Raw genomic sequence first — 21,952 nt, 5'->3', positions numbered from 1 at the left:
GGCTCTCCTCAGACGAGGTGAAGGGCGGTCACGGCGACGTCGATCAGCTTGATGCCGGCGAACGGCACCACGATCCCGCCGAGGCCATAGATGAGCAGGTTCCGCTGGAGCAGCGCCGCCGCCCCGATGGGCCGGAACTTGACGCCCTTCAGCGCCAGCGGAATGAGGGCGATGATGATGAGGGCGTTGAAGATGATGGCCGAGAGGATGGCGCTCTGCGGCGAGGCGAGGCCCATCACGTTCAGCGCGCCAAGCTGCGGGTAGAAGGCCACGAACATGGCCGGGATGATGGCGAAATACTTCGCCACGTCGTTGGCGATGGAGAAGGTGGTGAGCGAGCCGCGCGTCATGAGCAGCGCCTTGCCGATCTCCACGATCTCGATGAGCTTGGTCGGGTCGCTGTCGAGGTCCACCATGTTGCCGGCCTCGCGGGCGGCCACCGTGCCGGTGTTCATGGCGACGCCGACATCCGCCTGGGCCAGCGCCGGGGCGTCGTTGGTGCCGTCGCCGCACATGGCGACGAGCTTGCCCTTGGCCTGCTCGTCGCGGATGAGCTTCAGCTTCGCCTCGGGGGTGGCCTCGGCGAGGAAGTCGTCCACGCCCGCCTCGGCGGCGATGGCGGCGGCGGTCAGCGGGTTGTCGCCGGTGATCATCACCGTGCGGATGCCCATGCGGCGCAGCTCGGCGAAGCGCTCGCGGATGCCGCCCTTCACGATGTCCTTCAGGTAGATGACGCCCAGCACCTTGCCGTCGCGGGCGACGGCGAGCGGGGTGCCGCCGGCCTTGCCGATCTCCTCGGCGATGGCCTGCACCTCGCGCAGCGTCTCCGGCGAAACCGGACGCACGGCCGAACCGGGGGACTGGAGATCCCTGAGGATGGCATCCACCGCGCCCTTGCGGATCACGGCGCCGTCCACGTCCACGCCGCTCATGCGGGTCTGGGCGGTGAAGGGCACGAAATGGGCGTTGAGGGTCGCCATGTCGCGGCCGCGGATGGAATATTTCTCCTTCGCCAGCACCACGATGGAGCGGCCCTCCGGCGTCTCGTCGGCGAGCGAGGCGAGCTGCGCCGCGTCCGCCAGCTCCTGCGGGCTCACGCCGCGCACCGGGCGGAACTCGGCCGCCTGCCGGTTGCCCAGCGTGATGGTGCCGGTCTTGTCGAGGAGCAGGGTGTCCACGTCGCCCGCCGCCTCCACCGCGCGGCCGGACATGGCGAGCACGTTGAAGCGCACGAGGCGGTCCATGCCGGCGATGCCGATGGCCGAGAGCAGGGCACCGATGGTGGTGGGGATCAGCGTCACGAACAGCGCCACCAGCACGACCACGGAGATGGTGCCCCCCGCATAGGCGGCGAAGCTCGGGATGGAGGCGGTGGCGAAGACGAAGATCAGCGTCATGCCCGCGAGCAGGATGTTGAGGGCGATCTCGTTCGGCGTCTTCTGCCGCTCGGCGCCCTCCACCAGGTGGATCATGCGGTCGAGGAAGGTGGAGCCCGCCGCCGCCGTGATGCGCACCTTGATGTGGTCGGAGATAACCGTGGTGCCGCCGGTGACGGCCGAGCGGTCGCCGCCGCTCTCGCGGATCACCGGAGCGCTCTCGCCGGTGATGGCGGCCTCGTTGACCGAGGCGACGCCCTGCACCACCTCGCCGTCGGAGGGGATCACGTCGCCCGCCTCCACCAGCACCACGTCGCCGACCTTCAGCGAGGTGCCGGGCACCTCCCGCCAGTCATCGCCGGTGCCGGTGAGGAGCTTCGCCTGCGTCTCCGTGCGGGTGCGGCGGAGCGAATCCGCCTGCGCCTTGCCGCGCCCTTCCGCCACCGCCTCGGCGAAATTGGCGAACAGCACGGTGAACCACAGCCACAGGATGATCTGGAAGGAGAAGCCGAGGCCGCTCCCACCGGTGGCGAGGTCGCGGATGAACAGGACGGTGGTGAGGAGGGCGACCACCTCCACCACGAACATCACGGGGTTGTTCACCATCGCGCGCGGATCGAGCTTCTTGAACGACGCGCCGATGGCCGGCACCAGGATGGCCGGGTCGAGAATGCTGCTGGAACGGGGCTTGGCCATGGATGGCTCCCGGAAAGGATCAGGGTTTCGCGACATCGCCGGCCACGAGCACCACCATCTGGATGGCAGCGACGAGGACGAAGGCGGCGAGGGTCGCGAGGAGGATGAGTTCGGAGGTGCGCAGGGCCTGCGCCCGCGCGGAGAGGAAGCGGCGTGCCATCTCAGCCCCCGAAGGTCTGGCCGGCCACGGCCGCGAGGTGCTCCACGATCGGCCCGAGCGCGAGCGCCGGGAAGAAGGTGAGGCCGCCGACGATGAGGATGACGCCCACCAGCAGGCCGACGAACAGTCCGCCATGGGTGGGGAAGGTGCCCGCCGAGGCCGGCACGGTCTTCTTCGCCGCGAGCGACCCCGCCAGGGCCATGGCCGGCACGATCATCATGAAGCGGCCGATGAACATGGAGACGGCGAGCGTCACGTTGTAGAAGGGCGTGTTGCCGGAGAGGCCTGCGAAGGCCGAGCCGTTGTTCGCCGTCGCCGAGGTGAAGGCGTAGAGGATCTCGGAGAAGCCGTGCGGGCCGGGATTGCTGATGGCCGCCACCGTTCCCGGCAGCACCGTCGCGACCGCAGTCCAGCCGAGCATCATCAGGGGCAGGACGAGGATGGCGAGCATGGCCATCTTCACTTCCTTGGCCTCGATCTTCTTGCCGGCATATTCGGGCGTGCGGCCCACCATGAGGCCGGCCACGAACATGGCGACAACCACGAACAGCAGCATGCCGTACATGCCCGCGCCCACGCCGCCGACGATGATCTCGCCCAGCTCCATGTTGATGAGCGGGATCATGCCGCCCAGCGCCGTGAAGCTGTCATGCATCGCGTTCACCGCGCCGCAGGAGGCGGCGGTGGTGATGACGGCGAACAGGGCGGAGGCGACGATGCCGAAGCGCAGCTCCTTGCCTTCCATGTTGCCGCCGGTGAGGCCCAGCGCATTCAGCCCCGGCGTGCCGGCGGCTTCCGCCCAGTAGGTGACGGCGACGCCCGCGACGAAGATGACGCCCATGGCGGCGAGGATCGCCCAGCCCTTGCGCTCGTCGCCCACCATGCGGCCGAACACGTTGGTGAGGCCGGCGCCCAGCGCGAAGATGGAGTTCATCTGCACGAAGTTGGAGAGCGCGGTGGGGTTCTCGAACGGGTGGGCGGCATTGGCGTTGAAGAAACCGCCGCCATTGGTGCCGAGCATCTTGATGGCCACCTGCGAGGCCACGGGGCCGACCGCGATGGTCTGCTTCGCGCCTTCCAGCGTGGTCGCATCCACATAGGGGCCGAGCGTCTGCGGAATGCCCTGCCACACCAGGAACAGGGTGTAGGGAATGCACAGCGGCAGCAGCACGTAGAGGGTGCAGCGGGTGACATCCACCCAGAAATTGCCCACCGTCTGCGCCGAGGCGCGGGAGAAGCCGCGGATAAGCGCCAGCGCCAGCGCGATGCCGGTGGCGGCGGAGAGGAAGTTCTGGTGGGTCAGCCCCAGCATCTGCGCAAGATAGCTGAGCGTGCTCTCGCCGCCGTAGTTCTGCCAGTTGGTGTTGGTGATGAAGCTGATGGCCGTGTTCAGCGACAGGTCCGGCGGCACCGCCGCCATCTCCTGCGGGTTCAGCGGCAGCAGGTCCTGCAGGCGCAGCACGGCGTAGAGGATGAGGAAGCCGGCCACGTGGAACAGCAGCATGGCGAGGGTATAGCCGAGCCAGGTCTGCTCGCGCTTCGGGTCCACGCCGCCGAGGGCGAAGATGGCGCCCTCGATGGGCCTGAGGACGGGCGAGAGGAAGGTGCGCTCGCCGGCGAACACGCGGGTCATGTAGCCGCCGAGGAGCGGCGTCAGCGCAAGGATGATCGCGCAGAAGAGGGCGATCTGGATCCAGCCGTTGGGGGTCATCGGGGCCTCCTCAGAACCGCTCGGGCTTCAGCAGCGCGAGGGTGAGGTAGAAGAGGAGGCCCACGGTGATGAGGCCTCCCAGTGCGAAATCGAGGGTCATGGAGTTTTCCTTCGATACGGCCGCGCTCGCGGCCTGTATTCGGATCGCGCTCTAGAGCCGTTCGCAGGCGTAGCCGTAGCCGATGGCCAGGGCGAAAAGCCCTGCCGCCAAAGCGAGCATCAGAATGTCGAGCATGGGACGTCAGTCTCCAGAGCGCGCGCCGATCGGATTGCATCGCAATCAGATCGGATCACGCGTTCTCTTTCTTCGAGTCAGAGGGCGATTCACCGATCAAGTTGATTCAACTTGATCGGATCGCGCTCTGAGGGTTTCGGGCCGCGAATACGCGGGAAGACCTGCGTCGCGGTCGGCCGCAGCGCCGGGGACCTTTCTCCCGGCCGCTGGTCAGCGATGGAAAGGTGTCACCTTGCGCATAAAGATTCGAGACGGGCCGCGATGGGCCGAAATAAAAATCCCATAAAGAAAAACGCGTCGGCGAGGCACCGCAAATGCAAAAAGGGCGCCCGTGGGGGCGCCCTTCGCATGGGTTCAGGAGGCTGCCCTCAGTGGGCGTGGCCGAGATAGGCGGCGCGCACGGCGGCGTCGTTGCGCAACGCCTCGGCCGGGCCCTTGGCGGCAACGCGGCCATTTTCCAGCACATAGCCGAAGTCCGCCACCTCCAGCGCGGCCGCGGCGAACTGCTCCACCAGCAGCATGGTGATCTTCTGCTCCTTGAGCCGGGCGATGGTGGCGAACACCTCCGCCACGAGGCGCGGGGCAAGGCCCATGGAGGGCTCATCCAGCAGCAGCACGCGTGGGTTCAGCATCAGCGCGCGGGCCATGGCGAGCATCTGCTGCTCGCCGCCGGAGAGGGTGCCGGCCAGCTGCGCGCGGCGCTCGGCGAGGCGCGGGAACAGCGTGAACATGCGGTCGAGGTCGCCGTCCACGTCGCCGCGCTCCCGCGCCCCGGTGAGGCGGGGGAAGGCGCCGAGCAGCAGGTTGTCCTTCACGCTCTGGGTGGGGAACACGCGCCGGCCCTCGGGCGAGTGGGCGAGGCCCTTCTTGGTGATCTTGAAGGAGGGCAGGCCGGTCAGGTCCTCCCCGCCGAGGTGCACGCTGCCGCTCTCCGGCGGGATCATGCCGGAGATGGCGCGCAGCGTGGTGGTCTTGCCGGCGCCGTTGGAGCCGATGAGGGTGACGAGCTGGCCCTCCTCCACCTTGAGCGAGAGGCCGTGCAGAACCTTCACCTTGCCGTAGCCGGCGACGAGATCGTTCACTTCGAGCATGGCGATCTCCTCATTCCGCCGCAGCGGCGGCGCCGCCGAGATAGGCCTCGATGACACGCTCGTTGGCCTGCACCTCTGCCGGCTTGCCCTCGGCGATCTTCTGGCCGAAATCCAGCACCGTCACCGTGTCGCACAGGCCCATGACCACATCCATGTGGTGCTCGATGAGCACGATGGTGAGCCCCGCGTGGCGCACCTTCCGGATGATCTCCACGAGATGCTTGATGTCCGGCGCGGTGAGGCCGGCGGCGGGCTCGTCGAGCAGCAGCAGGGCGGGGTCGAGCGCCAGGGCGCGGGCGATCTCAAGGAGGCGCTGCTTGCCGTAGGGCAGGTTGCGCGCCTCCTCGTTGGCGAGGTCGGCGAGGCCCACGAAGTGGAGCAGGCTCATGGCCCGCTCGCGCGCCGCCTTCTCCTCCCGCCTTATGCGCGGCAGGCCCAGCGCCACCTCGGCGAAGGTCGCCTGATAGGTGTGGTGGAGGCCCACCAGCACGTTCTCGATGAGCGTCAGCTCGGCGAAGAGCTGCACGTTCTGGAAGGTGCGGGCGATGCCGTCTCCGGCGATGTCGGAGGAGGTCTTGCCCGCCATCTCCTGCCCCTTGAACCGGACGGCGCCGGCCGTGGGCACATAGATGCCGGTGAGCACGTTCATCATGGTGCTCTTGCCGGAGCCGTTCGGCCCGATGAGGCCGTGGATGGTGCCGGGCTTCACCTCGATGGACACCTGATCCAGCGCCCGGAGGCCGCCGAACTGCATCACCACATTGTCCACGTGGAGCAGCACGCCCGAATGGCCTTCGTGGGAGGCGGTGACCGCCTTGCCGTGGGTGTCGGCATGGATGACGGCATGGGTCTGCACGAGGCTCGGCCAGAGCTGGGCGACGGCGCGCTTCAGGAAGCCGACGATGCCGTCCGGCAGGTAGTAGACCACGAACAGGATCATCACGCCGAAGACGGCGAGCTTGTAGTCCGTGATCTTCTGCAGCAGCAGCGAGAAGACGAAGAAGGCGAGGCACAGCACCACGGGAATGGCGTTGCGCACCCGGTTCTCCGGGTCCTTCACGAAGGCCCGCGCGCCGGCGATGACGGCGACGAGCGCGATGCCGCCGGCGATGTAGCGGAACAATTCGATGTCGGAGAGCAGGTTCGGCAGGAACACGATGATGACCGCGCCGAGGATGGGCCCCAGCCGCGATTTGCGCCCGCCCACCGTGACCGCCAGCAGGAACTGCACCGAAAGCTCGAAGCCGAAATTGTTCGGCGCGATATATTGCTCGGAATAGGCGAACAGCGCCCCCGCGAGGCCCGCGAGGCCGGCGGAGACCACGAAGGCGAGCACCTTGTGCTTGTAGACCGACACGCCCATGCAGTCGGAGGCGATGGGGCTGTCGCGCAGCGCCTCGAACGCCCGGCCGAGATGGGAGGCGAGGATACGGTTGATGATGATCAGCGTCAGCACCAGCGCGATGGCGGCGATATAGTAATATTCCACTTCCTTCATGCGCTTGAGCGACATGTCGAACAGCGGGATGGTGTCGCCGAGCCACCTGAGGTCGATGAAGAGGGGCGTGGTCAGCTTGATGCCGAGGGGACCGTTGGTGAGATCCGTCATCTCGTTGATGAGGATCTGCACGATGGTGCCGAAGGCCAGCGTCACCATGGCGAGATACGGGCCGGTGACGCGCAGCGCCGGCAGCGCCAGCACCACGCCGAACACCGACGCGACGATGATCGCCAGCGGCAGCGCCGGCCAGAAGCCGATGCCGAAATGCATGGCGAGGCATCCGGCCGTATAGGCGCCGATGCCGAACAGGGCGGCATGGCCGATGGACACCTCGCCCGTATAGCCGAACACCACATCGAGCCCGAGCAGCAGGATCGAGAAGATGGCGATGGTCACCAGCAGGTGGAGATAATAGGGGCTCGTCACCACGAACGGCAGAACGACGAGCACCGCGAGGCCGATGAGCGACCCCGTGGAGGAGAGGAGGCGGCGCGCGAGCATGGGGCTCAGACCTTCTTGATGGTGGCGCGGCCGAACAGGCCCGAGGGCTTGAGGGACAGGACCAGCAGCAGGAGGACGAGCCCGGGCACGTCCTTGTAGCCGGTGGAGATGTAGTAGCCGGTGAGCGTCTCGGTGATGCCGAGGATGAGGCCGCCGACAATGACGCCCATGCCGCTCGACAGGCCGCCGATGATGGCCACCGCGAAGGCCTTCAGCCCCAGCACCGCGCCCATGGTGGCGCCGGTGAGGGTGACGGGGGCGATGAGCACGCCGGCGAAGGCGGCGGTCATGGAGGAGAGGGCATAGGAGAAGGTGATGACGCGCCGCGTGTCGATGCCCATCAGGCCCGCCGCGTCGCGGTCGTTGGCGGTGGCCACCACGGCCTTGCCGAAGATGGACCGCCGGTTGAAGATTTCCACCGCCAGCATGATGGCGAGCGCGCCGAGGACGATGGCGATCTCCATGGGCTGGATGCGCACCGGCCCGATGGTGAGCGCCGCCTCGGGCAGCGGGGAGGGGAAGCGCAGGGCGTCGCGGCCCCAGATGTTCTCGGCGAGATTGCGGAAGATGATGCCGAGGGCGATGGTCGCCATGATCCAGCCGGCTTCCGACTTCGCCTTCACCGCCTGCCGCACGCCGAGCCATTCCACCACCGCGCCCTGCGCGAGGCCGAAGGCGAAGACGATGGGCAGCATGAGCAGATAGGCCCACAGCGTGCCGATGGCCTGGCCGATGAGGAAATTGATTGTGGTGAGGCCCACCAGAGCCCCCAGCATCAGGGCCTCGCCCTGGCCGAAATTCAGGGTTTTCGAGGTGGCGAAGGTGAGCTGGTAGCTGAAGGCGATAACGCCGTAGATCATGCCCACGGCGATGCCGCTCACGATGAGCTGCGACAGGACGTTCATGACGGTCTCCGGAAGGGGGCGCGGCCCCCGCGTCGGGGCAGGGTTCCGGGCGAACCGGCCGCCGCGCTCGATGGCGCGGCGGTCCGAATGGTGTGGGGCGGGGAGGTGGATGGATGCTCAAACGGGGCCGGGAGCCGCGCCTCAATCATCCGTCATGCCCCGGCTTGTCCGGGGCATCCACTTCGCCGCCGGACCGGCTCCATCCGGTCAAGCAGAGCGCCCGGCCGGCCCGTGGATCCCCCGGACGAGCCGGGGGATGACGGTGGCCGCGTGTCGGGGCGGTTGCCTCGGACGCGGCCCGGTCAGCCTCAGTTCTTGGGCTTCACGCGCACCGCCTTGTCGCCGGCGATGTCTTCCGGATGGGCGGCCACGACGCGGCCGTCCTTGACGAGACCGAACACCGGGATGTTGGCGGTGATGGCTTCGTGGTCGGTGGCGGAGAAGGGCTTGTCGTAGACAGTGACGACGCCCTCGACCTTGGTGTTGAGGTTTTCCAGCGCGTCGCGGACCTTGCGGCCGTCGGTGGAGCCCGCCTGCTTGATGGCGGCGGCGAGCAGCAGCACCGAATCATAGCCCTGCGCGGCCGAGACCGGCGAGGGCATGCGGTCGATCTTGTACGCGGCCTGATAGGCCTCGATGAACGCCTTGCGCTTGGGGGTGTCGGGCAGCTGGATGAAGGTCTGCGGCATCATCGCGCCGTTGCCGTTGGCACCGGCGGTGTCGATGAAGTTGGCCATGGAGAGCGTCCACGAGCCGATCATGGGCACCTTCCAGCCGAGCTTGGCCATGCCGTTGGCGATCTGCGCCAGCTCGGGGCCGATGGCGTAGGTGAGGATCACGTCGGCGCCGGCTTCCTTGGCGCGCAGCAGCTGCGCGGTCATGTCGGTGTCGCCGATGTTGAACTTCTCTTCGGCGACCGGCTTCACGCCCATGGTGGCGAGGGCCTTCACCAGATCGGCGCGGCCAAGCTGGCCGTAATTGGTGGAGTCGGCGAGGATGGCCGGCTTCTTGAAGCCCTGCCGCTTCACCGCTTCATCGGCGATCATGGCGCTCTGGATGGCGTCATTGGCCGAGGTGCGGAAGATGTAGTTGTTCTTGTTGTCCGGCGGCACGAACTGCTTGGAGATCAGGGTGCCGGTGGCCACGTTGTTGATCACCGGGATCTCGGCTTCCTGGTAGAAGCGCTGGGAGGCGAGGGCGACGCCCGTGTTGATGTAGCCGAGGGTGGCGACGACGCCTTCCTTGTTGATGAGCTCCTGGGCGATCTGCACGCCCACCTCGTTCTTCGCCTCGTCATCGCGCTCGATGAGCTGCAGCGGACGGCCCAGCACGCCGCCGGCCTTGTTGACCTCGTCCACGGCGAGCTTCACGCCGTCGCGCATGCTGACGCCCATGGAGGACGAGCCGCCGGTGAAGGGGCCAGTCAGGCCGATTTTGATGGGGTCGGCGGCGTAAGCTGCGCCGGAAAAGGCAAGCCCGAAAACGGCAACGCCTGCGGCCAAAGCCGCAACCATGCTCCTCAGTCGCATCTTCTACTCCCTGTGTTCCCGATTATTCGGTTATTATACTTTTGTAGTACCCGCTCTCCCGCAGGGCGGGGCGGCTCTCAATCGTTTAAGCGAATTGAGACGGGTGCGCCACCATAACCTAGCGGAATGTCGGGTGCGGCCTTTGCTGCTGCCGTTTTTGCAGGCAGTCGCACGCCTCAAGTACGCGCGCACGGCGATTCCGGACCACGCACTTTTGAAGCAATGAGCAAGATGTGATCGGTCGATCCCGCACCGCGGGCGGTCATTCCGCAGTTGCGCGCAGTCTTTCGCATTTGCGAACGTGCCGTTGACGCAGGGGGCGGGCGCCGCCTATGGTCTGCGGGACGGTTCCCGAAAGGGATCAAAAGGGAACGCGGTGCTCCGGCCTGGCCGGAAATGCCGTGGCTGCCCCCGCAACTGTAAGCGGCGAGTCCTCTGCCATCAGCCACTGGGTCGCAAGGCCTGGGAAGGCGGCAGACGGGCGGTGACCCGCGAGCCAGGAGACCTGCCGTCAGCCGTGGTCACGCGCGAACACGTCGGGCGGGGTTCTCCCGATGCTGGTTTTGACTTCGGCCGCTCGCGGCCGGGCAAGCCTCGTTTGCGGTGACGGACCACCCGTGCCGTCGAGTTTCTCCATGCCGTCCCTTGCCCCGTCCCGATCCCGCCGCGCGCTGCCGGCCGCGGCTTTGCTCGCCTTCGCCTGTGTGCCGCCCGCGCTCGCCCAGACCGCAGACGATCAGAATGCCGGCGACCTTCCCACCATCGTCGTCAGCGCCACCGGCATTCCCACGCCCGAGGACGAGGTGGCGAGCTCCGTCAGCATCGTCACGGAGCAGGACATCGCCCGCAACCAGCAGCGCACCCTGCCGGACGTGCTGCAATCGCTGCCCGGCCTCAACGTGGTGCAGACCGGCGGACCGGGCGGGACGACTTCGGTGTTCATCCGCGGCACCAATTCCAATCATGTGAAGGTGCTGATCGACGGCATCGATGCCGGCAATCCGGCCGCCACCAACGGCGCCTTCGACTTCGGCAAGCTGCTGGCCTCGGACCTGGAGCGGGTGGAGGTGCTGCGCGGCCCGCAGTCCGGCCTCTACGGCTCGGACGCCATCGGCGGCGTCATCTCCGTCACCACCAAGAAGGGCGAGGGGCCGCCCAAGGTCACCGCCTATGCGGAGGGCGGCGCGCTCGGCACCTTCAACCAGTATGCGAGCCTGACCGGCGCCACCGAGAAGCTGGCCTATTCGTTCAACGTCACCCACTTCTCGTCCACCGATACGCCGGTGACACCGCAGAACATCGTGCCGCCCGGCTGGCCCACCAATCCCAACGCCTACGACAACTGGACCTACTCCACCCGGCTCGACTGGCAGGCCACCGAGACCTTCGCGGTGAATTTCGTCGCGCGTTACATCGACACCAGCCTCGCCTTCACGCCGGACACCTATCCCCCGCCCACCTATACCGGCATCCCGGCGGCGCTGCGCTCCACCGCCTATGCCAGCATGTTCTTCACCAAGGGGGAGGGCGTGTGGACGGCGCTGGACGGAAGCCTCGTCACCACCTTCGGGGTGAGCGATATGTCCAGCTCCAACCCGACGGTGGGGCCGAACCCGGATGTGAACGGCACCTATGACGGCGACCGGCAGGTCTATTATGTGCGCTCCAACTATCTGGTGGCGCCGGGCCAGAACCTGCTGGTGGGCGCCGAGCGGCGGAACGAGTCCATGACCTCCTCCACCGCCTATGCCAGCGTGGACGCCTCCACCGGCGACACGGGCGTCTATGCCGAGTACCAGGGCAACCTCTGGAACCGCCTCTTCTTCGCCGCCAATGTGCGCTACGACGCCGACGACAGCTTCGGCGACCACACCACGTTCCGCCTCGCCCCGGCGCTGCTCTTCGACGAGACGGGCACCAAGCTGAAGGCGAGCTACGGCACCGGCTTCAAGGCGCCCACCCTCTACCAGCTCTACGCACCCTATTACGGCAATTTGAGCCTTCAGCCGGAGGAGAGCGAAGGTTGGGATGCCGGCTTCGAGCAGAAGGCGTTCGGCGAGCGGGTGCTGTTCGGGGTGACGTATTTCCACAACAACATCACCAACCTCATCAGCTACGATCCGGCGACGTACCAGAACGTCAACATCCCCAGCGCCGTGTCGCAGGGCGTGGAGGCGTTCGTGGCGGTGAAGGTGACGGACCGTATCGATGCGCGGGTGGACTACACCTACACCGACGTGGTGGGCTACGTGCCGCCCGGCCAGCCCTTCGGCGCCGCCTGCGCGCCCATCAACGCCACCTCCTGCTATCCCCTGCGGCGGCCCAACAACAAGGTGAGCCTGACGCTCGGCTGGCGGCCCACCGACGAACTCGATCTGTCGGCGAGCCTCGTCTATGCGTCGTCGTGGTGGGACATCGTGCGTCTCACATCGAATTACATCGACCAGCCCGGCTATACCGTGGTCAATCTGGCCGCGAACTACCGGCTGAATGCCGTCACCACCGTGTTCGGGCGCATCGACAATCTGTTCAACCAGACCTACGAGAATCCCAACGGCTTCCTCGCCCCCGGCTTCGGTGCCTATGGCGGGGTGAAGCTCGCATGGTGAGGCCCGAGCGGTGAAGCGCCCATGGTGAGGCAGTGAGGGGCAAGGCGGCCGGGCTGATGCTCGCGGCCCTTCTCGCCTGCGCTTCGGCGGGGGCGCAGGAGCCGCGTGTTCCGCTGCACGCCCGGCCTCGCGTCGTCTCCCTCAATCTGTGCACGGACGAGCTGGCCCTGCGGCTCGCCGATCCGGGGCAGGTGCTCTCCGTCACCCATCTCGCGCGCGACCCGCTCGCCTCCAACGTGGCGGACCGCGCGCGCGAGGTGCCGGTCAATCGCGGGCTGGCGGAGGAGGTGGTGCCGCTGAAGCCGGACCTCGTGCTCGTCGGCGCCTACACCACCCGTACCGCCACCGCCGTGCTGCGCCGCCTCGGCTTCGAGGTGCTGGAACTCGGCGATCCGCAGACGCTGGAAGAGGCCTATGCCCAGATCCGCATGGTGGCGGAGCGGCTCGGCGTGCCGGAGCGGGGCGCGGCCATGGTGCGGCAGATGGAGGAGGCCTTCGCCCGACTGCCGCCGGTTGCGGGTCCACGCCCCACCGCCGTCGTGCTGCGCCCCAACGGCTTCACCACCGGCCGCGGCTCGCTGGCCGACGAGCTGATGGAGAAGGCCGGTCTTTCCAACCTCGCGGCGCGCCTGCCGACGGACAAGATGGGCCAGCTCGCGCTGGAGGAGATCGTGCGCGCCGCGCCCGACCTCGTGGTGGTGAATGCCGAGGAGACGGCGCCGCCCTCCCTCGCCGACGCCTTGCTGCATCACCCGGCGCTCGCCCCCTTCAAGGACCGCACGCTGGCCCTGCCGCTCCGGCTGTGGACCTGCGCCGGGCCGGACCTCGCCGAGGCGGCGGTGCTGCTGGCGGCGGCCCGCGCCCGTTTGTCCGGCCCGGAATCCCGGCGGCTTGCGGCGGGGAGCGCCCATCACGCTGCCGCCGAGGGGGCGCGCTGATGCCGTCGCGCGTCGTCCTCGGTCTCGGTCTTGTGGTGCTGGTGCTGTTCTGCGCCTCGGTGGCGGTGGGCTATGCGCCGCTCGATCTTGGCGCCGCCTTCGGCGATCTTCTCGCCGGCCGGCAGAGCCTCTCGGCGCTGGTGCTGTCCGAGCTGCGCCTGCCGCGCGCCATCCTCGGCGGGGCGGTGGGCTTCAGCCTCGGCATCACCGGAGCGGCCTTGCAGGGGCTGATGCGCAATCCTCTCGCCGATCCCGGCGTGGTCGGCGTCTCCGGCGCGGCGGCGCTGGGGGCGGTCATCGCCTTCTATTTCGGCTTCTCCGCCTCCTTCGCGCTGGCGCTGCCCCTGGGCGGTCTGATGGGAGCGGCGGCGGCGACCGCCGTGCTGCTCGCGCTCGCGGCGCGCGGGGCGGGGACGGTGATGCTGATCCTCGCCGGCGTCGCCCTCTCCAGCCTCGCCGGCGCGCTCACGGCGCTGGCGCTGAATCTGGCGCCCAGCCCCTATGCGGCGCTGGAGCTGGTGTTCTGGCTCATGGGCTCGCTGGCTGACCGCAGCCTCGTGCATGTGGCGCTGGCGCTGCCTTTCATGGCGGTGGGCTGGGTCTTGGTGCTCGCCACCGGCCCGGCGCTCGATGCGCTCACCTTGGGCGAGGATGCCGCCGAAAGCCTCGGCTTCCCGCTCCGCCGGGTGCGTCTGCTGGTCATCGGCGGCACGGCGGCGGCGGTGGGGGCGAGCGTGGCGGTGGCGGGGGCCATCGGCTTCGTGGGGCTCGTGGTGCCCCATCTGGTGCGCCCGCTGGTGGGCCACCGGCCGGGCCGGCTTCTGGCGGCGAGCGGGCTGGCCGGCGCGGCGCTCACCCTCGGGGCGGATATCGTGGTGCGGCTCGTGCCCACCCGGCCGGAGCTTCAGCTCGGCGTGGTGACGGCGCTCATCGGCGCGCCCTTCTTCCTGTTCCTCCTCGCCCGGCTGCGGGGGGTGGAGTCATGAATCTTGCCGCCCGTTCCGTCACCGTGACCCGGGGCACCGCGACCCTGGTGCGCGACCTCAGCCTCGCGCTCGAAGGCGGCACCTTTCTCGGCCTGCTCGGCCCCAACGGCGCCGGCAAGACCAGCCTGATGCGCGTGCTGGCCGGCCTTGAGGCGCCCGCTTCCGGCCATGTGTTCTATGACGGCCGCGCCGCCGCCGAGATCGGCCGGCGTGGGCTTGGGCGGACCATCGCCTATCTGCCGCAGGACGGCCGCATCCACTGGCCGCTGCCGGTCGAGGAAGTGGTGGCGCTGGGGCGCCTGCCTCACGGCTCGGCGGCGGTGGATGAGGCCGCGCGGCGAGCCATGGCGGCGGCCGGGGTGGAGGCGCTGGCCCGGCGCTCGGCGGATACCCTCTCCGGCGGCGAGCGGGCGCGGGTGCTGCTCGCCCGCGCGCTGGCGGTCGAGGCCCCCATCCTCCTCGCCGACGAGCCCTCCGCCGCGCTCGATCCGCTGCACCAGCTGGAGGTGATGGCCCTGCTGCGCGACACCGCCCGGCGCGGCGCCGTGGTGGTCGCGGTGCTGCACGACCTCACTCTTGCCGGCCGCTTCTGCGATCGCCTCGCTCTGATGAAGGACGGCCGGCTCCTCGCCGAAGGGACAGCGGCGCAGGTGCTGGACGATGCCCATCTGGCGGAGGCCTTCGGCGTGGATGCCGTGCGGCTGACCCATGTCGGCGAGATGGTGGTGCTGCCCTGGTCCCGGCGGGGATAACGCGGCGGGACGAGGGCCGGATCAGCCGACCCCGTGGGCCATGATGAGCACGCTGATCATCACCACGGCGATGAGGCAGAAGAGCCCGATCAGCCCGTAGATCATCACCTTGTCCGAATAATCGGGCGCGGGCGGCAGGTTCTGGGTGGGCCGCCGCACCGGGGCGGCGGGAAGGGGGCGGGGGGCGTCCACCGGAATTTCCGCGCGGGCGGCGATGGGCGCGGCCGGGATGGCAGCTTCCGCCGGGCGTACGGGTTCGGGCACGGGGACCGGAACGGCCACGGCCATCGCCACGGTGGCGGGCATCGGCCGCGCTGGCAGGAGGCGCGCGCGCTTCGGCGGCGGCTCCCGCTTCCCGTCGCCGGACATGCGCTCATCCGCCGTGAAGCGCGCATTGGCGAGCACGAAGATGGCGGCGGCCGGCGGCACCAGCACGAACAGCGCTTCCGCATTTGCCGCCACCCAGCCGGACCACAGCGGATCGGTGACGATGAGGCTGCCGGCGATCCAGCTGAGGAAGGCCGTGCCGATGAAGGTGAGGGCGGGAATGTGCTTCATCGCCTCGGCCATCACGAAGCTGCCGAAGAAGATGAGCGGCACCGACAGGAGCACGCCGCCCACCAGAAGGCTCAGATGGCCTTCCGACACGGCGGCGAGGGCCACCACATTGTCAAGGCTCATGATGGCGTCGGCGATGAGGATCACCAGCGCCGCTCCGAGCAGCCCGCCCCCCTGGCCGAGGGAGGGGTCGAGCTCGACCGGCCGGTCGCCTTCCCGCCGCCGCCGATATTCGCCGGCCAAGAGGTTGATGGAGATGACGGCCAAAAGCAGCCCGCCGCCGATCTTCAGCAGCGGGATCGCCATCAGCGTGCCGGCGAGCGCCGCGATGACAAGCCGGAAGAAGACCGCTCCCGCCGCCCCGAGCACCACCGCCTTGCGCACCTGCTCCGCCGGCAGGCTGCGGCAGGCCAGTGCGATGAGCAGGGCGTTGTCGCCGCTCAGCAGGATGTCGATCAGGAAGATCTTCAGGCTCGTGCCGAACCAGGAGAGGTCAGCGCCGAGATCCATCGCCGGGTGTCCTTCTCAAATGCGTCGGGGTGCGGCCGGTCAGGGCTTAGCCGGGTTCTTCGCGGGCTGGCCGGTGGCGGACGCAGTGGCGGCGCCCGCGCTGTCGGCGAGGGTCGGCCCGCGCGTCAGGGCGCCGAGGAAGTCGGCGTCGGGCGACAGCAGCAGCATGGGCGAGGCGCCCGCCAGCGTCTGCCGGTAGGTCTGCTGGGTGCGCAGGAAGGTGTAGAAAGCGGGGCTGTGATCGTAGGCCTCGCCGAGGATCTGGGAGGCCTTGGCATCGGCCTCGCCGCGGGTGATCTTGGACTTCTGCTGAGCCTCCGCGAGGATGACGGTGCGCTGGCGGTCGGCGCGGGCCTGGATTTCCTGCGCCCATTCGAAGCCCTGGGCGCGCAGCTCCTTGGCCTCGCGCTGGCGCTCGGACTTCATGCGGTCGTAGATGGCTTGGCTGGTCTCGGCCGGCAGGTCGGCGCGCAGCAGGCGCACGTCCACCACGTCCACGCCGAGGGACCGGCTGCGCTCGATGACCTCGTTGCGGATCTTGTCGATGATGCGGTCGCGCTCGGTGGAGAGGAGATCCACCAGCTTCGCCTGTCCAAGCTCGCGCCGCACCGCCGAATTGACGATCTGCGCGATCCGCGACTGGCCCTGCTCGATGCCGCCCACCGCCTGGTAGAAGGCGAGCGGGTCGTTGATGCGGAAGCGCGTGTAGGTGCTCGCCTCGATGCGCTTCTGGTCGCCGAGGATGATCTGCTCGGCGGGGGGCTCCAGCGAGATCAGGCGGCGCTCGAAATAGATCACCGTGTCGATGAGCGGCGCCTTGAAATACAGCCCCGGCTGGTCATGCACCGCGATGGGCATGCCGAGCCGCACCACCAGCGCGCGCTGGGTCTGCTGCACGGTGAAGGCGAAGGAGGAGGCGAAGGCGACGAGGAGGATGCCCGCCGCGAGGGCGATGAAACCGGCGCGCTTCACTTGGCGACTCCCGTGCTGGCCTGATCCGCGACGGGAGGGGAGGGGAGGGCGGCGGCGCGCTTCTCCGCCTCGGTGAGCGGCAGATAGGGCACGATGCTGCTGCCATGGGCGGACAGGTCCACGATGACCCGCCCGGAATGCTTCAGCACCTCGTCCACCCCTTCCAGATAGAGGCGGCGCAGGGTCACATCCTTGTGCCGCTCATAGGCGGCTTCGACGGCGAGGAAGCTCTGCGCCTCGCCCTTGGCGAGGTCCACCGCCTGCTCGCCATAGGCCTGCGCCTCCTGCACGATGCGCTCGGCCTCGCCGCGGGCGCGGGGCAGGATGTCGTTGCGGTAGGCTTCCGCCTCGTTGCGCGCCCGCTCCTGATCGGCCCGCGCGCGCTGCACGTCGTTGAAGGCGTCGATGACGGCCGCGGGCGGATCGATGCGCAGCAACTGCACCTGGGTGATGACGATACCGGCCTGATACTTGTCCAGCAGGCGCTGGAGCACGACTTCCGTCTGCTGGGCGATCTGCTGGCGCTTGTCGGAGAGCGCCGCCTGGATGGGGTTCTGGCCGATGACCTCGCGCAGGGCGCTCTCGGCGGTGACGCGCAGGGTGCCTTCCGCGTCGGCGACATTGAACAGGAACTGGCCGGCATCGCGGATGCGCCAGAACACCACGCAGTCCACCTCGACGATGTTCTCGTCGCCGGTCAGCATCTGGCTGCGCTCGCGCCGTCCGTCGCGGGAGCCGAGGACCATCTGGTTGATCTGCGTGGTCTTGGGCAGGAGGATGGTTTCGACGGGATAGGGCCAGTGGTAGTGCACGCCCGAGGGCTCCGTCGCCACCCACCTGCCGAAGCGCAGCACGATGCCCTGCTCGTCCGGCTGCACCCGGTAGAAGCCGCTCGCCGCCCACAGCACCGCGACCAGCCCCACCGCCACCAGCGCCCCGCGCCGCCCGAAATGGGGCAGGCGCAGCATCTCCGACACCTGCTCCCGCGCCAGCCCCTCGAACGGCTGCTGCTGAACCGGTTCCGGAGCGCGCGCAGGCGGCGGGGGCGTGTCCTCGGCGGGCGTCTCTTGGGTGGGGGTCTCTTGGGTGGGCGGCGCGGCTTCAATATTCGCCATTCAGGCTGACCTCAGGTCAGGTAATTTTTGATATTACCTAAAGTAATGGGCGGTGCAGGCCCAATGGATGGCGACGGACCATAGAAGATTTCAATCTGCATTCGCAATTGCTTCCGTCTCGCGCAGGTGCGGCATCTCGCGGCTGCCGGAATGGGCTTGAGCGGGCATGTATTTTCTTTCCCTTACAATGGCTTGTCTCAGGCAGCCCCGGGGTCGCGGGCGGCGGGGCGCACGGCTTCCGTTCCGCGAGGTGGCGGGGCGAGAGCAGCCGGCAACCGCCGGTGCGCAAGTCTTCCGCTGCGGCACTGCGGTGACAACGCGCACCTCGCCCGGTTTCGTCGCGCGGGCGAAGCAGATAGCAAGGGGCGCCTGTCGTCGCGCGCGCCCGCGTGCATCGTTCCGCAGGCGTCACGCCGTCCTCACAGCAAGCGGAATTCGACACCATGGCCAGCGTCTGCACCAGCGGGGTGGACACCGGGTTCGTTGCCCTCGGCACCACCAAGGTGGCCGTCCTCGGCGTCGTCCAGGGCATCACCGAGCTTCTGCCCATCTCCTCCACGGCGCACATGCGTCTCGTGCCGGCGCTGCTCGGCTGGCCCGATCCCGGCTCCGCCTTCTCAGCGGCCATGCAGCTCGCCGCTCTGTTCGCGGTGGTCACCTATTTCTGGAGCGACCTGCGCGCGCTCGCCTGCGGCTCCATCTCGGCGGTGCGCGCCGGCGATTTCAGCGCCCACGCGCCGAAGACCGTGCTGGGCATCATCCTCGGCACCATCCCCATCGTCATTGCCGGCGTGCTCTTGAAGAGCAAGCTGAACGCCTGCGGATCGTCCTTCCGCGACTTGTGGGTCATCGGCGCGGCGAGCCTCGTCATGGGCCTGCTGCTGGGCATCGCGGAAATGACCAGCCGCCACACCCGCACCTTCGCGCAGATCAAGCTGCCCGACGCTCTGGTGGTGGGCCTCGCCCAGGTCGGCGCGCTGATCCCCGGCGTGTCGCGCTCGGGCTCGACGCTGACGGCGGCCATGTTCCTCGGCCTGCGCCGCGAGGATGCCGCCCGCTTCTCCTTCCTGCTCGGCCTGCCGGCCATCTTCGCGGCGGGCGTGAAGGAACTCTTGGAGCTGCACCATGCCGGCCTCGACATGCAGGGCTGGGAAGTGCTCGGCGTCGGCCTCGTCACCGCCTCGCTCTCCGCCTTCGTCGCCATCTGGACGCTGATGCGGGTGATGGAGCGCCTCTCCTCCTGGCCCTTCGTGTTCTACCGCATCGGCATGGGCGTGTTCCTGCTGGTGGCGGTGTGGCGGGGCGTGCTCTCCTGAGCCTCGCCCGCCGCCGGACGCTCGACAGGGCGTGCGCCTCGCGTCACCTTGCGGTCCGAACCGGGCTCGGGATCAGGCGGTGGCGATGACGGAGGCGGAGGGTGCGGCCCATGCCGGGCTGCGCAGGACCGTGCTGGTGGTGGCGCTGGCGAACCTCGCTTATTTCGGCGTGGAGTTCGCGGTGGCGCTGGCCATCGGCTCCGTCTCGCTGTTCGCGGACAGCGTGGACTTCCTGGAAGACGCCAGCGTCAACATGCTGATCTTCGTCGCGCTCGCCTGGTCGGCGCGGGCGCGGGCGAAGGTGGGCATGGCGCTGGCGCTCATCCTGCTCATCCCCGGCCTCGCCACGCTCTGGACCGCCTGGGACAAATTCCTTGATCCCGTGGCGCCGCAGCCCCTCGCATTGTCGCTCACCGGCCTCGGCGCGCTGGTGGTGAACCTTTCCTGCGCCTTCCTCCTCGCCCGCTACCGGGACCATCGCGGCAGCCTGACGAAGGCCGCCTTCCTCTCCGCCCGCAACGACGCCTTCGCCAACGTGGCGATCATCGCGGCGGGCGCCGTCACCGCCTTTCTGTGGCGCTCGGCCTGGCCCGACCTGATCGTCGGCCTCGCCATCGCCGCCCTGAACCTCGATGCCGCCCGGGAAGTGTGGGAAGCCGCCCGCGAGGAGCACCGCGCGCAGCCGTGAGCGGCGCTCAGCCGACGATGATGTGCGGCACGAAGCGGGAGAGGTTGGCCGTGATGGGGGAGGCGTCCTCCCGGATGCCCATGCCGCAGGCGATGTCGCCGACGATCCAGCTGCCGATCACCGCGTTGCCGTACGCGGAGGCGAAGAGGGGGACGGCTTGCTGCACCACATAGCCTTCCTGACCGTAACGCCCGGGCGTCGTCGCGACGCGGCCGCCGCGCACTAGCGTCACGTTCTCGCCTTCGCGGGAGAACAGCGGCTTCACCACGTGATCGCCAAGAGCGGCGGCGCGGGGGTCGCCGGCGAAGAATGCGGGGAGCAGGTTGGGGTGGCCGGGAAACATCTCCCACAGCAAAGGCAGGATGGCCTTGGTGGAGAGCATCGCCTTCCACGGCGGCTCGATGAAGGTGCAACGGGCGCTGGCGAGGTGGACGGCGAAGGCCTCGTCGAACATCCATTCCCACGGATAGAGCTTGAACATCCGTGAGATGACGAGATTGTCGAGATCGATGAAGCGCCCACGGACATCGACGCCGATGTCGGCCATGGCGATGAGCTGGACCCTGTGCCCCGCCTGCTGCGCGCAATCGGCGAGATAGGTCAGCGTGCCGCTATCCTCCACGTCATCCAGGATGCCCGCGAGATGGAGGCGCGGACCGATGCCGATGGCGGCAAATTGCGCCACGAGGCGCTCATGCACCGAATTGAACTGGTCGGCGCCGTTCGGAACGATGCCGAGGCTGCGGGCTTGCTCCAGCCAGATCCACTGGAAGACGGCCGCTTCATAAAGGCCGGTGGGCGTGTCGGCGTTGTACTCCAGCAGCTTGGCTGGCCCCGTGCCGTCATAGGCGAGGTCGAAACGGCCGTAGAGCGTGGGTTCGCCGGCCCGCCACGAGGCGGCCACCAGATCGCGATGGGCCGCGGGCACGCCGAGGCGCGCCATGATGCGCTCGTCCGCCACCGCCCGGTCGGCCAGCGCAAGGCACATCTGGTGGAGGTCGCGGCTCGGATCCTCGATGGCGCCCTCGATTTCCGCGAGCGTGAACGAGAACATGGCGCTCTCGTCCCAATAGGGCGCGCCGTACATGTCGGCGAAGTGGAAGCCGAGCCGCTGGGCCGTCGCGCGCCAGTCAGGGCGCGGGGAGATGGAATGGCGTCGCATCAGGAGCCGCCGCCCTTCCCTCCACCACCCTTGCCTCCGCTGCCATGGGCGCCGAACCCGCCCCGGCCACCCGCGCCGATGCTCTTGCCGCCGCCCACAGACGTCGGGCCGAGGAACGTGCCCCCGCCGCCCCCGGCGCCCACGCCGACGAAGGCGGAGAGCTGCCGGTAGGAGGTCGGATCCTGCAGGGAGCGATAGAGCGCTGTGCCCACATTCGCCTCGCGGCCGGGCAGCGCCTGGCTGAGGAGAAAGCCGGTCATCACCGGCACCACCACGTCCGCGAGCGTGCCGTCGAACCGCTTCACCACGGTGAAATCGCAGGCGCTGTCGGTCGCGCGCTCGCATTCGGCCCGCGAGGTGAAGCGCGGCGCGCTCTGGGTGTGGGCGCGCTGCGCCTCGGCATAGGCGGTTGCGCAGGTCTGCGCCGGGAAATCGTCGGCGAGGCACTGGCGGATCGCGTCCGCGCGATTGCCCTCATAGATGAGTTCGGCGGGCTCGTCGGGGCCGCTGCAGGCGTAGAAGGTCAGCACCGTCCCGCCGAGAAGCAGGCCAAGGCTGATCTGAGTAGACCGCTTCATCGCGCTGCGTCCCTCCCAGGTCCCCCTGCACGCAGGCCCCCGCAGGCAGAGTGCCCCCCGCGC

19 protein-coding genes and 1 riboswitch are annotated in these 21,952 nt (G+C 68.7%); of the genes, 6 read left to right on the top strand and 13 right to left on the bottom strand.

The features are described from left to right. Nucleotides 1-8: 8 nt before the first annotated feature. The 8 genes from kdpB to D7006_RS16300 all read right to left on the bottom strand — a co-directional run bounded on the left by kdpB (nucleotide 9) and on the right by D7006_RS16300 (nucleotide 9,705). Nucleotides 9-2,072, bottom strand: a complete 2,064-nt coding sequence (kdpB, locus tag D7006_RS16335) for a potassium-transporting ATPase subunit KdpB (RefSeq protein WP_237353770.1) — start codon at nucleotides 2,070-2,072, stop codon at nucleotides 9-11. Between the two features lie 19 nt (nucleotides 2,073-2,091). Further along, nucleotides 2,092-2,232: a hypothetical protein gene (locus tag D7006_RS16330; protein ID WP_229643309.1), complete on the bottom strand. Its 141-nt coding sequence runs from the start codon at nucleotides 2,230-2,232 to the stop codon at nucleotides 2,092-2,094. A 1-nt stretch (nucleotide 2,233) separates the two neighbouring features. Beyond that, nucleotides 2,234-3,943, bottom strand: coding sequence for a potassium-transporting ATPase subunit KdpA (gene kdpA, locus D7006_RS16325; protein WP_237353769.1), 1,710 nt, complete (start codon nucleotides 3,941-3,943; stop codon nucleotides 2,234-2,236). A gap of 10 nt (nucleotides 3,944-3,953) precedes the next feature. Next, nucleotides 3,954-4,043, bottom strand: coding sequence for a K(+)-transporting ATPase subunit F (locus tag D7006_RS16320; RefSeq protein ID WP_081762578.1), 90 nt, complete (start codon nucleotides 4,041-4,043; stop codon nucleotides 3,954-3,956). A 503-nt stretch (nucleotides 4,044-4,546) separates the two neighbouring features. Then, nucleotides 4,547-5,269: an ABC transporter ATP-binding protein gene (locus D7006_RS16315; RefSeq protein WP_229643311.1), complete on the bottom strand. Its 723-nt coding sequence runs from the start codon at nucleotides 5,267-5,269 to the stop codon at nucleotides 4,547-4,549. 10 nt (nucleotides 5,270-5,279) lie between these two features. Next, entirely contained in the window at nucleotides 5,280-7,271 is a 1,992-nt protein-coding gene (locus tag D7006_RS16310) for an ATP-binding cassette domain-containing protein (protein ID WP_237353768.1), read from the bottom strand. A gap of 5 nt (nucleotides 7,272-7,276) precedes the next feature. Continuing rightward, nucleotides 7,277-8,176 carry a branched-chain amino acid ABC transporter permease gene (locus D7006_RS16305; protein WP_237353767.1) on the bottom strand — a complete coding sequence of 300 codons (900 nt, stop codon included), beginning with the start codon at nucleotides 8,174-8,176 and terminating at the stop codon, nucleotides 7,277-7,279. A 308-nt stretch (nucleotides 8,177-8,484) separates the two neighbouring features. Continuing rightward, on the bottom strand, nucleotides 8,485-9,705 hold the full coding sequence (locus D7006_RS16300; protein ID WP_169122919.1) for an ABC transporter substrate-binding protein: 1,221 nt from the start codon (nucleotides 9,703-9,705) through the stop codon (nucleotides 8,485-8,487). Nucleotides 9,706-10,033: 328 nt separating this feature from the next. Next, a riboswitch (cobalamin riboswitch) is annotated at nucleotides 10,034-10,233 on the top strand. Between the two features lie 107 nt (nucleotides 10,234-10,340). Between D7006_RS16300 and D7006_RS16295 the strand changes: the two genes are divergently transcribed. The 4 genes from D7006_RS16295 to D7006_RS16280 are packed head-to-tail and all read left to right on the top strand — an operon-like array spanning nucleotide 10,341 to nucleotide 14,990. Further along, entirely contained in the window at nucleotides 10,341-12,314 is a 1,974-nt protein-coding gene (locus D7006_RS16295; RefSeq protein ID WP_237353766.1) for a TonB-dependent siderophore receptor, read from the top strand. Nucleotides 12,315-12,370: 56 nt separating this feature from the next. Further along, nucleotides 12,371-13,252 carry an ABC transporter substrate-binding protein gene (locus tag D7006_RS16290; protein WP_237353765.1) on the top strand — a complete coding sequence of 294 codons (882 nt, stop codon included), beginning with the start codon at nucleotides 12,371-12,373 and terminating at the stop codon, nucleotides 13,250-13,252. Further along, nucleotides 13,252-14,238 carry an iron ABC transporter permease gene (locus D7006_RS16285; RefSeq protein WP_237353764.1) on the top strand — a complete coding sequence of 329 codons (987 nt, stop codon included), beginning with the start codon at nucleotides 13,252-13,254 and terminating at the stop codon, nucleotides 14,236-14,238. The genes D7006_RS16290 and D7006_RS16285 overlap by 1 nt, the downstream gene beginning before the upstream one ends. Beyond that, nucleotides 14,235-14,990 (top strand): ABC transporter ATP-binding protein, encoded by a 756-nt coding sequence (locus D7006_RS16280; RefSeq protein ID WP_237353763.1) that lies wholly within the window; start codon nucleotides 14,235-14,237, stop codon nucleotides 14,988-14,990. Before D7006_RS16285 ends, D7006_RS16280 begins: the two co-directional genes overlap by 4 nt. A 21-nt stretch (nucleotides 14,991-15,011) precedes the next feature. Here D7006_RS16280 and D7006_RS16275 read toward each other — a convergent pair whose 3' ends face one another. From D7006_RS16275 to hflK, 3 genes are read right to left on the bottom strand one after another with little or no spacing between them, the layout of a single operon-like run. Further along, complete coding sequence (locus tag D7006_RS16275; RefSeq protein WP_237353762.1) at nucleotides 15,012-16,058, bottom strand: YjbE family putative metal transport protein; 1,047 nt, start codon at nucleotides 16,056-16,058, stop codon at nucleotides 15,012-15,014. Nucleotides 16,059-16,097: 39 nt separating this feature from the next. Further along, the gene (gene hflC / locus D7006_RS16270) at nucleotides 16,098-17,030 is read right to left on the bottom strand and encodes a protease modulator HflC (RefSeq protein ID WP_237353761.1); all 933 of its coding nucleotides are present in this window, start codon (nucleotides 17,028-17,030) and stop codon (nucleotides 16,098-16,100) included. Then, nucleotides 17,027-18,145, bottom strand: a complete 1,119-nt coding sequence (gene hflK / locus D7006_RS16265; protein ID WP_237353760.1) for an FtsH protease activity modulator HflK — start codon at nucleotides 18,143-18,145, stop codon at nucleotides 17,027-17,029. Before hflK ends, hflC begins: the two co-directional genes overlap by 4 nt. Nucleotides 18,146-18,588: 443 nt before the next feature. On the opposite strand from hflK, the gene uppP reads away from it, so the two are divergent. Next, nucleotides 18,589-19,461, top strand: a complete 873-nt coding sequence (gene uppP / locus D7006_RS16260) for an undecaprenyl-diphosphatase UppP (RefSeq protein WP_229643632.1) — start codon at nucleotides 18,589-18,591, stop codon at nucleotides 19,459-19,461. 85 nt (nucleotides 19,462-19,546) lie between these two features. After that, a complete protein-coding gene (locus tag D7006_RS16255; protein WP_237356933.1) occupies nucleotides 19,547-20,149 on the top strand; it encodes a cation transporter in 603 nt (200 codons plus the stop codon). Nucleotides 20,150-20,156: 7 nt separating this feature from the next. Here D7006_RS16255 and D7006_RS16250 read toward each other — a convergent pair whose 3' ends face one another. Together D7006_RS16250 and D7006_RS25345 are read right to left on the bottom strand one after the other, a co-directional pair. Next, complete coding sequence (locus tag D7006_RS16250; protein ID WP_237353759.1) at nucleotides 20,157-21,311, bottom strand: glutathionylspermidine synthase family protein; 1,155 nt, start codon at nucleotides 21,309-21,311, stop codon at nucleotides 20,157-20,159. Further along, nucleotides 21,311-21,889, bottom strand: a complete 579-nt coding sequence (locus D7006_RS25345; protein WP_305852676.1) for a DUF1190 domain-containing protein — start codon at nucleotides 21,887-21,889, stop codon at nucleotides 21,311-21,313. Before D7006_RS25345 ends, D7006_RS16250 begins: the two co-directional genes overlap by 1 nt. Between the last annotated feature and the right edge of the window lie 63 nt (nucleotides 21,890-21,952).

The sequence above is a fragment of the Xanthobacter sp. YC-JY1 genome, assembly GCF_021730305.1.
Classification (GTDB): Bacteria; Pseudomonadota; Alphaproteobacteria; order Rhizobiales; family Xanthobacteraceae; genus Xanthobacter; species Xanthobacter flavus.
This window is presented reverse-complemented; position numbering and strand designations above follow the sequence as displayed.